The sequence below is a fragment of the Cellulophaga sp. BC115SP genome (assembly GCF_009905545.1).
GTDB classification, from domain to species: domain Bacteria; phylum Bacteroidota; class Bacteroidia; order Cytophagales; family Spirosomataceae; genus Flectobacillus; species Flectobacillus rivi.
The window spans coordinates 15883-30101 of the sequence record NZ_JAAALB010000008.1; the positions used below are offsets into that span (position 1 = coordinate 15883).

The window sequence follows — 14219 nt, forward strand, 5'->3', positions numbered from 1 at the left end:
AAAATGACCTAATGTTCAATGATTGCTTACAGCATAACGCCAACAGCTTATGGCAGATAAAATAATTTAAAAGTGTAATTTGTATGATGCATATAACCACGCTCTTGTTGTAAGAGCGTGGTTTTTTATTGGGTAAAGTACAATATTTTACTTTCAGAATACTAACTTCGTTTTATCAAAGTATTTTATTTCAAACCTTCAGCTATCCCGTGAAAAAACTATTTCTACTCGTCGGACTTACCATGACGACCATGGTCAATGTCCTAGCCCAAACAGCATCTAAAGAATTTTACATGATTGTGGGCACATACACTGCCAAAACTAGTAAAGGCATTTATGTGTATCGTTTTAATCCAGCGACAGGAAAACTGCAATATGCTAGTTCGGTTAGTGGTGTCAAAAATCCTTCCTTTGTAGCAGTTTCACCTACGCAAGAAATGGTATATTCGGTAGGAGAAACCGATGGCGATGGCACAGTAAATTCTTTCAGATTTGACAGAAAACAAGGGGTATTATCGTATCTCAATTCACAATCAGCAGGAGGGCCAGGTTCTTGTCATGTAACTACCGACCGTACAGGCAAATGGGTTATGGTAGGTAATTACGGAGGAGGAAGTTTGAGTATTCTCCCTGTAGAATCAGATGGAACGCTAGGGAAAGCCACACAGACTATTCAACACACAGGGAGTTCGGTAAATAAAAATCGTCAAGAAAAACCACATGTTCACTCTGTGAATGTTGCAGTAAATAATACCGATGTTTTTGTGCCAGATTTGGGGATGGATAAAGTTTATACTTATAAGTTAGATACGCAAAAAGGACTTTTAAACCCTGGTAAACCTGCTTTTACCAGCTCGACACCAGGTTCAGGGCCGCGCCATTTTGTATTTTCTCCTAACAATAAATACGCTTACGTTATTGAAGAATTAACGGCAACAGTTACAGCATATCGTTATGAAAAAGGTGCCTTGAAACCCATACAGACGATTTCGACAGTACCGTCTGACTACACAGGACTCAAGTGGGATGCAGATATTCATGTTTCGGCTGATGGTAAATTTTTGTATGCTTCCAATCGCGCACACGAAAGTATTACGGTATATGCCATTGATGCCAAAACAGGCAAACTGACTTGGGTAGATAATACACCAGTAGAAGGCAAAACACCAAGAAACTTTGCGATAGACCCAACAGGTAATTATGTATTAGTTGCTAATCAGGACAGCGATAATGTTACTGTATTTAGTAGAGATAAAAAAACAGGTAAGCTTAAATACACAGGCTATTCTATAGAAGTGTCGATGCCCGTATGTTTAAAATTTGCAGATGCGTTGTAGGGGATAATATTTTCCAATACGATAAAGTAACGTAAAATTAACTGCGATTATACCGAGAGGCTTGGTGATTGATATCACTAAGCCTTTTTTGATTTTGAGTGAAGAATAAGTTTTTTATCGAGTGAAAAACTTCATTTCTTTGTAGTCTAAAATTCAACATCATATTATGAAACACCTTTACCTAATTATTTTGCTACTATTTAACTATCAGTTAGTTTCCGCTCAAAAAGCTTCATCAAATTCACCTGTATGTATTGGGAGTACGGTTTCGCTGACTGCCAGTGGAGGAAGTTCTTACAGTTGGACAGGACCCAATGGCTTTTCTTCAAATCTCCAAAATCCTTCGATACCCAATGCGACCGCATTAGCCTCTGGAAGATATACTGTAATCATTGACCAAAAAAGCTTTACACAAGAAGTAGTTGTGGGGCAACGCCCGCAGTATCCAAGATATATGTTTCAAGAAATTACAGGTGCAAAATTGTCGTTAATTTCTGTTCCCGGGTTAGAATCCGACTATATAACCTATGCTTGGACAGGCCCCAATGGATTTAGTAGCAATGACAAGATACCTGTATTTAAGGGTTTCAATGAGAATGTACAAGGACTATATAAAGTAAAAATAACAGATGATTACGGTTGTATTCAAAAGGACTCGATTAATATCAAACTCACAAATGCAGATTGTCCTTATTCATTAACAGCATTTCTTCAGTCAAGTCAGACTGGTACAAGTAAGGAAATTTATATAGCATCATCATCTCCTCGTGATTACACTTTCTGTAAAAATACATTTGATAAATTAACCATCGATACTACCTACTGGGGAAGTGATGTGAAGGTTACTTGGTTTAAAAATCAACAGCAAGTTTCAATAGGGACACCAACAATTGGTATAGATACTGATGGAACTTATAGCGCCATTGTGACCAAAGGTGCATGTAGGTATGTTTCTTCTCCCATTAATATCAAGCTAACAGCCAATACATCAGTTTTAATAACGACCAGTGTAAATAGCAATATTATTTGTGATAAAAATGGCTCAATAACTTTGAATGGTAGTGCTGATGGGCAAACTGTAGACCAAAACTATGTGAATTGGCAATGGTTAAGAAATGATAAACCTATCGACAACACATCTCGATCAAGTATTACGGTATCAGATGAGGGTACGTACAAATTAGTAGTACGTGATGCGTTTTGCTCAGGTATATCGGAAGGTTTTGTCGTAAAAAAGACTAATAAGATAGAGGCTAATTTATCTATTAGAACTAGCGTTCTTAATAAATATGACACCAGAGATTTTTTGGTTTGTAACGACTGGTCAGATTACACTTATTTGTGGGTTGAAGGGGCAGGAGCAAAGCAGTTATTTCTAGACGGAAAACTCATTGGAAGTTATTCTGAATGGGAGACCCTCGTTTCAACTGATGATAAATTTGGAACTTTTGTACTGAAGGTACAGAATGGTGCCTGTGAGGCTTACGACACATTAACGATTACGAAAGGAAGTAAAGCAACTGCAGTACCCATTAGAAATAGCATAATGAACTTTGACATTTGCAAAAACCCTAATGAGGCTACGTCCTATCTTTATATGAAAGATTATATTGGTGGTGATTGGAGTAGTATTTGGTATAAAGATGTACAAGAGTTTAAAACTGGATATGGGACATCCATGAGAGAACCTGGGGTATACCAGTTTATTGCTAAAAATAGCAAGACTGGTTGTGTGGCTCAAAGTCAATTATTAACTATTTCTCCAGCTAAAACACCATTTGTCTATAAAACTTTTGAAAAGAAGAATATAAAAATTTGCACGGGTAATGAATACACACTTTCAAGCCCAGAGTGTCAGAGCACTTATATTACTCAAACATGGAAAAAAGATGGTAAAACTATTTCGCCAGATACCGATAATCCTTGTAACTTGACAGTCAGCGAGGGAGGGAAGTACTGGGTAGAATGGCAGTTACAAGATTGTACTAATTACTCAGATACAGTAACAGTTGAAATTACCCCAACACTAGCACAGCCAATATTAAGTATGAGCTGTAATGGAACCTCATTGCAACTAAACGCTGGTTCTAGTACTGCAAATACCTTCTTTTGGTACTCAAAGGGAGTTTATTTAGGCGCAACTACTTCGCCAAATTTACCAATAGGTCAAGGAGGTAATAATAGCTATCAAGTTGTGGCATACACACAAGGAAGCTGTCCCTCCATTTCTTCTTTTTTGAATGTCAAGAATATACTTGCAGTCGAAAAAAGTATGATAACGGCCTGTTCTGGCACACCGTTCACTTTGTCAGCACAAACCAATTTAAAAAATATTCAGTGGAGTGGACCAAATAGTTTTACTTCTTCAAATGCACAACTACAAATATCTAATCCTTCACTTGCCAACAGTGGTGTTTACACAGTAAAAGCATGGGATACCCATATTGCTTGTGCTCTTACAGCAGATGTTTCAGTGTATGTATCAGCCGTTCCTACAATGACTTATGTTTCGACTCTAGAGGCTTGTGAAGGATTTACTTTTAAGTTTCCTAATCCTTTGTTTTTACCCGAAAATAAGAATGTATCTTTTCCTGCTGAAACCTACGAGTTATACGGACCAAATATCAATCAGAAGGGTACATTAAATACCTTTGATGTTACTATTCCTGTTTATAACAAGACCTATGAAGGGACTTACACGCTGGTAGGTTACTCCCCTTATTCGTCGTGTCCTGTGAAAGTTACCACTCAATTAAAAACGGTATCTACTTGCAAAGACCTCCAGATAGACCAACAAACCCTCAACTCCCTTAAGCCACCATGTCCTAACGGAACATTTGATTTACCCTTCACTTTGATAGGAGATTTTCCTTCTAATCAACAGATTGTGGCTAAAATGGAGAAAAATGGTGCCATTATTACAGTAGGTACTGGAACAAGTAGTCCCATTAAAATTACGATTCCTCAATGGTTTGATGTAGCCAATGTGTGGGTTGAAACATCAGATGGAAGAGTTGTTTCTTCCAGAAGAACCCTTACCATCAATTCAGTAGATAAAAATAGTGTACCCCAATTATTACCATCGTTAGAGAGTGAACTGATTAGTAAAACTAATTTTTCAGGATGTGACTCGCTGGTATTGAAGATTGCTAATATATCTGCTTTAGCGCTGGACAAATCAAATACTCAATGGTATTATAATCAAACTTTGACCACGACAAAGGATTTAAACTATACTGTCAAACAGAATAAAGGAGGGCAATATGCTGTTCAAGTAGCATTTGCTTCGGGCTGTTCGTTAAAAAGTGAGGAGGTAAATGTTAGCTTTCAATATATTTATCCACCCATTAATGTTTACACTTATAATAACGATAACTATTTGTATTGTGGCAGAGAGAGTATGACTATTAGAGCCAGCTCATATAATAATGCAAGCTATTCTTGGAGTCGGAATGATACGCTTATTGCCACTACAAAATCGCCAACTTTAGAAATTAACAAGGAAGGTGTGTATAAGGTATCGATGTCTCTGGGTGCCTGTCGTTCAAATTCTGAAACCTTGCAAATTAATACCCGAAAAGATAAACTAATACCTGTTTCTATTTATTTGGGAGATATGGCAGTAGCACAACCTCTTGCTTGTAATTCTACCAATTATGTTCTCTATTCGAGTATAATAGAACCCAAAAGTATCGTGTTTTCTTGGTTAAAGAATGATGTTAAAATTCCTAATGTAAACACTGATAATTTGCCAGTAACTGAGTCGGGGAGATATAGGCTTCAAGTAAGCTCAGGAGATTGTTTTGGGTTATCAAATGAGGTCGTGATTAATAATCCATTAGTACCACCCACTATTGAATTTTCTATTACTACATTAGCTGATGATCTAAACCGTTACAATAGTATTCAGCCAGATACCATCAGTATTTGTAGTGGAAGTGGTATAAACCTAAGTTTTTCGATGTTTAATAATCTTACTTCGGCGCAAGAGAAAAACTTGGTAAGTGGTACCCAAACATGGTATAAAGACAATCAAGTTATTTATGTCCATAAATATGAAAATAATACCAATACCACCTCGTCTTTTTCAACTAATACTTTTTCCACTTACTCCTATGATTGGGGTCAGGCAGGGCTTCAAGAAGTTGGTACCTATAAAGTGGTGGTGAGTACAAAATTTAAAGATGGTTCAAGTTGTGATTTTTCTTCAAAAAACCTTACGCTAGTCTGGGCAAAAGATACCGTTGGTCTTCGATTTATTCATTCAGGCTTAAGTACCGCTTTGTATCCTAACGTAAGAGAATTAAGAGCATGTTCTAATGAGATAAGACCATTTGAGGAATATATAAAATCAACGACGGGAAGGGTTAATGTAGCGAAATACACGATCCAGAAAAATAATGTAACGGTCAAAACAACCACATCCTTAGATACACTAAATAAGTTTACGATTTCAGAAAAGGCGACCTATCGCTTGATTGTAAATTATGTAACAGGTTGTGTTGCTAAAACACAACCAATCAATTATTATCCTAATTCAATCAAGGTTGAGCTAAGATCTGATTTCCCTTTTTATATTACGAATGACTCTCTGAAAATTTGTAACACAATAGATGATAGCATTGAATCATCGATATATGTTGCTGCTTCAGACCAGTTTTCAAAAAACTATCAGTACGTATGGTATAAGGACAATAGTCCAATCAAGAATACAGATGCGCATGTGAAACAAGTCTCTGAGGGCATTTATCAGTTGAAAGTATCTTCAGGAAATTGTACAGGCGAATCAAAAAAAATACTTGTATATAAACCTAAGTTATCCTTGCCCATTACTCCTGCTGATTCTGCGTATTTCTGTGAAGGTAAAACGGTAGAATTGAAATTGCCAGAAGCAAAAGGATTACGATACCATTGGCAAATGAATCAACAAGAAATCGAAAATGCCACGACCGCATCTTTGACAGTAAATAAGTCAGGAGTTTATCGAAGCTTAGTTTACGATGAAAAATGTTGGGATATGAGCCTATCTGTTAAAATTGGGCAACTACCCAACATCCCAGCTACAGCCATTATCTCAGGCGACCAGTCGATTGATTATGGCAAGGAAGCTAAGTTGAAGGTGGATTTGGGTTCTCATGCCCCATGGACTTTTAAATTGTCGGATGGACGAGAATTTACCGCTCAGAAAACGCCATTTGAGATTACGGTAAATCCTCTATCAACGACCTCTTATGCGCTTTCAGAGGTGAAAAATATCTGCGGTACAGGTACAGTAACTGGAACAGCCAAAGTAACCGTGTTGGTATTAGGCATAGAAGAAGAAAGCGGTATTCATGTGGAGGTGTATCCCGTTCCTGTCTCAGATTATTTGACCTGGAAAGTTAGAGCAGATAAGCCTGCTTCTTATGATTTACGCCTAAGCGACACTCAAGGTAGAGTATTAGAAGTGCAACATAATACCACTCGTTCCCAAGCGCATGAAGGTCAATTGAATATTAGTACATTACCAACAGGCGTTTATTTCTTACAACTAACCGTCGGAGATAAAACTTTTAGCCGTAAGGTGATAAAGGAGTAATGGGCGAAAAGTAGCTGTACATATAGATTATTATCCAAAAAGTTAAAACATCATGAAACACCTTTACCTTATTCTTCTATTTTTATATGCTTCTTGTGGACTCTATGGACAACAAGCGTCATCTAACTCACCTGTTTGCCTTGGGAAAACACTGACGCTTACAGCCTCTGGAGGTACAAAGTATCAATGGAGTGGTCCAAATGGGTTTAGTTCCACTCTTCAAAATCCAGTTATTGAAAAAACTACTCTCGCAAGCTCAGGAGTATATTATGTCACGATCGATGGTAAGATTACCTACCTAAATGTTATTGTCGGTCAAGAGGATTTGTCTGGTCGAACGCCAATCAGTCAGACGGTTGTTGGCGGAGGATTGTATTTTGAGACGTATTTTAATAGATACATTGATGGACTGAGTTATGAGTGGACCGGGGCGAATAATTTTACATCAAATGATGTATTTGCTGTCGTAAAAGGTATTACCAAGAAGTCTGAAGGAATGTATCGCCTTAAAATTAAAGATAAATATAATTGTATCGTTCAGGATTCAATATCTGTAAAGTTTTCAAAACCCGATTGTCTTTATGAAAATATTGTAAAATTAAAATTTGGAGAAAAAGCATTCGATGATAGAGGATATATTAATGCGGATATTAATAAATCAGGAACAACTCTCATTAATATATGTGAAGGTTCTAAGCCGCAACTTTTTGTCGATACAACCAATTTTGCTAGCTCCGATCAGGTGAGTTGGTATAAAAATGGTCAGAAAATTTCCTCTTTTGCTTCAATATATGTATCAGAAACTGCTTCCTATTATGCCATTATTAAAACAAAAGATTGTGAATACACAACAAATTCATTTGCTGTGAAAACAGTAGAGTCCTTTACTGTTTCATATAATTATGACCGTTCAAGTACTCCAATCAAATTGTGCAAAAATGATGGCAAAGTTACTCTATATTCCAGTGTTTACAATCAAGACGTTTATGATACACAAACTTGGAAAATACAATGGTTTAAGAATGACGAGCCTTTGGTAGGTCAAAATTGGTATGATTTAACAGTAAAAGAACCTGGCGTTTATCGATATACGCTTAGTGATGGTTTGTGTTCGGGTACTTCAGCTAAGCAGGAAGTAATCTTGAGCGACAACGTTTTAAGTGATTTGTACGCTTTTGCTGGGGGGCCTAACTACTATGGCAAAGAGTTTTTGATTTGTAACAACTACCCTAGTTTTGTTGGGGTCAGTTTTTTGGCACAAGGTAATGCTAGCTTTTTTAAAGATGGGGTGTTACAGAATAAATTGGAGGTAAATGGAAATGCCCATATAATCAAATACAATGAAGTAGGAACATATACTTTAGAGGTGAAACAAGGTGGATGTATTTCAAGAGATACTCTAATCGTAAAGCAAGGAAAGCAAAGTGTGACAGCAATCAATGTTATGGATACTATCGATCCATTTGCCTGTCTTTACAAGAGGTCCAATAGAACTATGTATATCAATTCGTACTTTCCTAACGAGAATGAATGGACTCTACAGTGGTATAGAAATGATACGCTTGTATGGGGAGGATATTGGGCTAAAAACCTAACCCAAAAAGGTCTTTACCGCTTCAAAGCTATGAATAATATCAATGGCTGTGTGGTTTATAGTGATACCATAACGCTGAATGATATAAAGATGGAGAGCGTAGACTCCGACTTTGAGAACAAAGGAGTGATACATTTATGCAAAGGAACAAGCTACCCGATGATAGATCCTCGATGCGCTTCAACAGATCTGAAGAAAGTATGGAAAAAAAATGGCAAAATTATAGATAACAGTAAAATAGTTGGTTGTAAACTGTTGATTAGCGAAGCTGGAAAATATTGGATTGAATATACTGATATGTTTTGCACATACGCTACAGATACACTGGTTGTTGAAATAGATAAGGCTCAAAATGTGCCAATTCAAGTGGCTTGTGTTTCACAAGGGCAATATTCGTTTGAGATTCCAACTCAGCCGAACTCCCAATATTTGTGGTACAAAAATGACATCTTAATGAAGGTGGCATCCTTACCTAAAATTACAGTAAATGGTGCCAATGCTGCCAAGTATCAAGTGCAGATACTAAACGATTATTGCTCTGTAATGTCAATGCCGACTGCAATTGGACTGGATGTCCCAAGCAAATTAAGTGTTTGTCACGGCAGTAGCTTGTCGATTCCTAAGATTAGTAATTTCAAGGATTTTAAATGGGTGGGGCCGAATGGATTTACAGCTACACAAAACGATATTGTAATACCTAATGTAAATGACTCCCATGCAGGAGTTTATACTGTTACAATTAATAATGGAAATACTTGTGTGGCATCAGCCACCGTAACTGTCGACGTCAATCAACCTCTGGATATGCACTATCCAACCTCTTTTACTGTTTGTGAAAATGGTGAATTTATCTTTCCAAAACCTCAATCAGCACTCAGTCAAAATTTTGAGAATGTCGAATATTACCAAGTGAAAGGTCCTAATAACCTTGACCTAAATAATCGTTATAGTTATACAAATCCTATCATCATAAACAAATTTACCGCAGCGCAACAAGGAGAGTATTTGATTACAGGTTTTTCAAACAATACGATATGTACTACTACCTTAAAAACTACGGTAACCATTAGTCCTTCTGAATGCCGTCAGGTTGTGTTAGATCAGGATGTTCTGTCTAATTTAACGAGTTCTCCACCGTGTTATGGAACAAAGCTTACAATACCTTTCAAGATTTTAGGTAATGTGCCTGCTGGTACTACCTTCAAAGTTTTGTACGATGATGGGAAGGTAATAGGTCGAGGAACAAATCCTATTGAGATAACAGTGCCACAAGTCAAAGGGCAAGTTCATATATGGATTGAATCTGAAGATGGCACCTTGAAGTCCACCCCCAAATACATCAATGTAAGGTATGGTCCTGGAGAATATAATACTTACCCAGTTATTAATCTACTAAGCGATGGAGAAGAGGTTACTCACAATAATTACATTGGTTGTGACACATTGCATCTAAGAGCCGCTTACACACAGACTAATCTGGTACAGTGGTACTTGAATGATACTTTGATTACGGGAGCCACTTCACTTAATTATGAAGTTACCAAAGCTGGTATTTATAAAGTAGTAGAAAAAATGCCATCTGGATGCATGTGGGAGTCAGAATCGGTATCGGTTAAGTTAAAAACATTATCTAAACCCTATATTGAAGGTTCACAAATTATCTCTTGTGAGTATACCACTCTCAATATTAAAAGTAATGTTAGACGTGCTTTTTCTGCCAGATATGAATGGATAAAAGTAGGCGATTCTATTTCAGAAAATGGTGGATCTGAGTTTAAAGCTAAAGAAAGTGGTTTATATCAAGTGAAAATGAAATTGAATTCATGTGAGTCTATATCTGATACTTTTGAAGTGAAAAAAAACACAACCAAAGAACTATCCATATTAACATCATTAGAACAAAATGAATTAAGTGCTTTTTATAACTGTAATAAGCCTGAGCATACACTTCGAGTAAACAACCCAAACGTATTTTACTCATACCAGTGGTATAAAAATGATGAGATTATAACGAATGCAACAGCTTCTTCATTAGTATTAAACGAAACAGGAAACTACCACGTACGCGTAAAATTTGGAGATTGTTTCGGAATATCTGAAAAAACGGCTTATCTAAATAAACCATTTGAACTCCCCGTATATGATGCTACTACTAACAATGACTCAACCAACAACTACTCTCTTTGTAAGGGAGATGTAGCTATGCTAAGCTTTAATATTAGTGGAAATGGATTTTGGAGTCCAACACCGACAAAGTTGATTGGGTATAGTCAAATCTGGTACAAAGATGGGGTAGAAATTTATCGTAGCGAAAATGAAAATGGAGTAACTACGGAGAAGACCAGTTTGGTAGCACCTAGTAGGATAGATGGCACCAATTATACGTTTGGAGTAGCACGTTTGGCCGAGCCTGGGAAGTATCAAGCTTTACTAAAACTTAAATATTCCGATGATAAAACTTGTTCTATGTTATCTAAAGTCGTTACGATTGGTATCGTAAATGAATTGAGTGCTTTCCAATTTAATGACTCTGATGAAGCGTTAGTAACCTATAGTATTCCCAAAAATCAAACGTTTTTGACGAGTTGTGCAAGTCTAATTCATCCATTTGCTAAAATAGGAGGGTTGGATACTCAAATGAGACCTTATCAATATGAGGTTTTTAGAAATGGAATAAAAGTGAAAACCGCCTTTGATAAAGATTCTGTGAAAGGATTTTCGACTAATCAGGAGGGGATATACCATTTGAAAATTTCTCACAAATCAGGGTGCGTTATGACTACTGGGCCAATTACGATAAAACTTAATAAGTTAAAAACAGATATTGTTGGAATAGATTCTTCGCTTTGTCAAGATCAATTAATAAATCTTCGGGCCAATGTGAATAATAACACGATAGACTCCAAACTACTTTCTTATTCATGGGTAAAAAATAATCAGGTGATTGGTACCAGTCCTAATTTATTTACTCAATCAGAAGGTGTCTATCAATTAAAAGTTGAACTAAAAACTGCCAATGGAGTTTGCCAAGGGGTATCTGACAAACTCAATATTACCAAAACTAGGTTCCTAAGTTCTATTTTGCCTAAAGACTCTATGTCATATTGTGGGATAGATAAAGTACTTTTTCAAGCAAACAATGAATTAGGGCTGTCTTATCAATGGGAGAAAAATAATGAAGAAATTCCAAATGCAACCTCCTTTGCTTACCAAGCCACTCAAACTGGTCGTTATAGAGTATTAGTACAGAAAAATGGGTGCTACGAATATTCTCCAAGTGTGTTTGTTGGATTATACGCCAACATCCCCGCTACAGCCAGTATCTCAGGTGATCAGTCGATTGATTATGGCAAGGAAGCTAAGTTGAAGGTGGACTTGGGTTCTCATGCTCCATGGACTTTTAAATTGTCGGATGGACGAGAATTTACCGCTCAGAAAACGCCATTTGAGATTACGGTAAATCCTTTATCAACGACCTCTTATGCGCTTTCAGAAGTGAAAAATATCTGTGGTACAGGTACAGTAAGTGGAACAGCCAAAGTAACCGTGTTGGTTTTAGGTATAGAGGAGGAAGGCGGTATTCATGTGGAGGTGTATCCCGTTCCAGCCTCAGATTATTTAACCTGGAAAGTTAGAACCGATAAGCCTGCTTCTTATGATTTGCGCTTAAGTGATACCCAAGGACGAGTGTTAGAGGTTCAGCATAATACAACACGTTCCCAAGCGCATGAAGGTCAATTGAATATTAGTACATTATCTACAGGAGTTTATTTTCTGCAAATGACCGTCGGAGATAAAACTTTTAGCCGTAAGGTGATAAAGGAGTAATGAGTTTATAATGAAGCTGTTTAAACTCTATTCGTCTAAGGGAAAAAAGCCCCTTAGGTTGAAGTTTAACACTTTTTTGCGTTTAAGAGTATTTCTTAAGCAGTTATTCCATTTAGCGGGTGAATTTATTCACCCGTGTTAATATATAAAAGTAGGTGTCACAAATTGATATTTATCAGTTTGTGACACCTACTTTTATTATATAGAAGAAATAACTCTACACCTAATTTTGCGGGTTTTCAGGAAGACTTGTTTTTCAAAAGACAGGTCTATATCGTATCTCACTTGAGATAGATTTTCAAAGAATTTTGCAAAATGACACAATCATCTATAGAAATCATGGCTCCAGCTGGCTCTTGGGAGTCGATGATGGCCGCTATCAAAGCAGGGGCTAATTCGGTATATTTTGGGGTAGAACAACTTAATATGCGCGCCCGCCAAACCAACAACTTTCTTGTCGATGACCTGCCCGAAGTGGCTCGTGTGTGTGCCGAACACGGGGTCAAAAGTTATATCACCCTCAATACCATTATTTACGACCATGATATTTCTTTGATGCGAAGAATTATCGATCAAGCTAAAGAGGCTGGAATCACGGCTGTGATTGCTTCTGACTTGGCTGTGATGAATTACTGTCGCAAAAAAGGGATGGAACTCCATATCTCAACACAGTCTAATATTACCAATATCGAAACGGTCGAATTATATGCTGATTATGCCGATGTGGTGGTGATGGCTCGTGAGTTGACTTTAAAACAGGTTGGTGATATCGTAAAAAAGATTCAACGAAATCAGATTACTGGTCCATCGGGTAACTTGGTACAAGTTGAGATTTTTGCGCATGGTGCTTTGTGTATGGCTGTTTCTGGAAAATGTTATTTGAGTTTACATTCTCATAATGCTTCGGCAAATCGTGGGGCTTGTATCCAAAATTGTCGTCGAGAATATACAGTCATTGATAAAGAAGAGGGAATTGAACTCGAAATCGATAACGAATATATCATGTCGGCTAAGGATTTATGTACCATTGATTTTTTGGATAAAATTATCGAAGCAGGCGTGAAAGTGCTAAAAATTGAAGGTCGTGGACGTGCTGCCGATTATGTATTTACTACTACGCAGTGTTACCGACAGGCTGTGGATGCTATCGCAGAAGGTACTTATACGCCAGAAAAGATTGAACATTGGAAAACTGAACTTAACAAAGTGTATAATCGAGGCTTTTGGGATGGATATTACCTAGGTCGTAAAATGGGCGAGTGGAGTAACCAATACGGTTCTGTCGCTACTCAGAAAAAGGTATATCTAGGAAAAGGAGTGAAGTATTTTGAAAAAATCGGAGTGGGTGAGTTTTTACTCGAAAGCCAAGAAATAAATATAGGCGATCAGTTAATTATTACTGGGCCAACCACAGGATATGTGGAGGCTGTAGCAGAAGAAATCCGAAATCATGAGGGAAGTCCAGTCATAAAGGCGGGTAGGGGCGAAACCATAGCGATACGAGTGGCTGAAAAGATACGTCCATCTGACAAACTCTATAAAATTATACCTGCTCATGTTTAAGTTGATTCATTACCGAAATCGTTGTATTGGTTGTAATGCCTGTGTTGAAATAGCCTATAATCGTTGGCGCATGTCCAAAAAAGATGGTAAGGCGGTGTTGCTGGGTGCTATCGAAAAAAAAGGGATTTATCAAGTTCAACTTAACGAGGACGAACTCCCCGAGAATGAACAAGCCTTGGAAGCTTGTCCCGTAAAGGTTATTCAGATTGTGAGATAGGAAGCTTCTTAGAATGATAAATGAATCATGACAATTTAAATGGTATGAAGGCTTTTATGTTGTTCAACAGAATTACCAGTATTTCATTTTTTGTGCAATCAC

The 14219-nt window shown here is 37.2% G+C and carries 5 protein-coding genes; all 5 read left to right on the top strand.

Annotated elements, in window-relative coordinates; translation table 11 throughout:
* Nucleotides 1-209: 209 nt before the first annotated feature.
* The 5 genes from GVN22_RS08400 (at nucleotide 210) to GVN22_RS08420 (ending at nucleotide 14117) form a co-directional block, all read left to right on the top strand.
* A complete protein-coding gene (locus GVN22_RS08400; RefSeq protein ID WP_205690821.1) occupies nucleotides 210-1337 on the top strand; it encodes a lactonase family protein in 1128 nt (375 codons plus the stop codon).
* A gap of 166 nt (nucleotides 1338-1503) precedes the next feature.
* Nucleotides 1504-6915, top strand: coding sequence for a T9SS type A sorting domain-containing protein (locus tag GVN22_RS08405; protein WP_166550587.1), 5412 nt, complete (start codon nucleotides 1504-1506; stop codon nucleotides 6913-6915).
* A 52-nt stretch (nucleotides 6916-6967) separates the two neighbouring features.
* On the top strand, nucleotides 6968-12337 hold the full coding sequence (locus tag GVN22_RS08410; RefSeq protein WP_166550588.1) for a T9SS type A sorting domain-containing protein: 5370 nt from the start codon (nucleotides 6968-6970) through the stop codon (nucleotides 12335-12337).
* 315 nt (nucleotides 12338-12652) lie between these two features.
* Nucleotides 12653-13900 carry a peptidase U32 family protein gene (locus GVN22_RS08415; RefSeq protein WP_166550589.1) on the top strand — a complete coding sequence of 416 codons (1248 nt, stop codon included), beginning with the start codon at nucleotides 12653-12655 and terminating at the stop codon, nucleotides 13898-13900.
* Nucleotides 13893-14117 (top strand): ferredoxin, encoded by a 225-nt coding sequence (locus GVN22_RS08420; protein ID WP_166550590.1) that lies wholly within the window; start codon nucleotides 13893-13895, stop codon nucleotides 14115-14117. Before GVN22_RS08415 ends, GVN22_RS08420 begins: the two co-directional genes overlap by 8 nt.
* Nucleotides 14118-14219 lie beyond the last annotated feature (102 nt).

What these genes read in the sequence shown, in the direction of transcription:
- GVN22_RS08405 (WP_166550587.1), top strand. Translation starts at nt 1,504, where the DNA reads ATGAAACACCTTTACCTAATTATTTTGCTACTATTTAACTATCAGTTA.
- GVN22_RS08410 (WP_166550588.1), top strand. Translation starts at nt 6,968, where the DNA reads ATGAAACACCTTTACCTTATTCTTCTATTTTTATATGCTTCTTGTGGA.
- GVN22_RS08415 (WP_166550589.1), top strand. Translation starts at nt 12,653, where the DNA reads ATGACACAATCATCTATAGAAATCATGGCTCCAGCTGGCTCTTGGGAG.
- GVN22_RS08420 (WP_166550590.1), top strand. Translation starts at nt 13,893, where the DNA reads ATGTTTAAGTTGATTCATTACCGAAATCGTTGTATTGGTTGTAATGCC.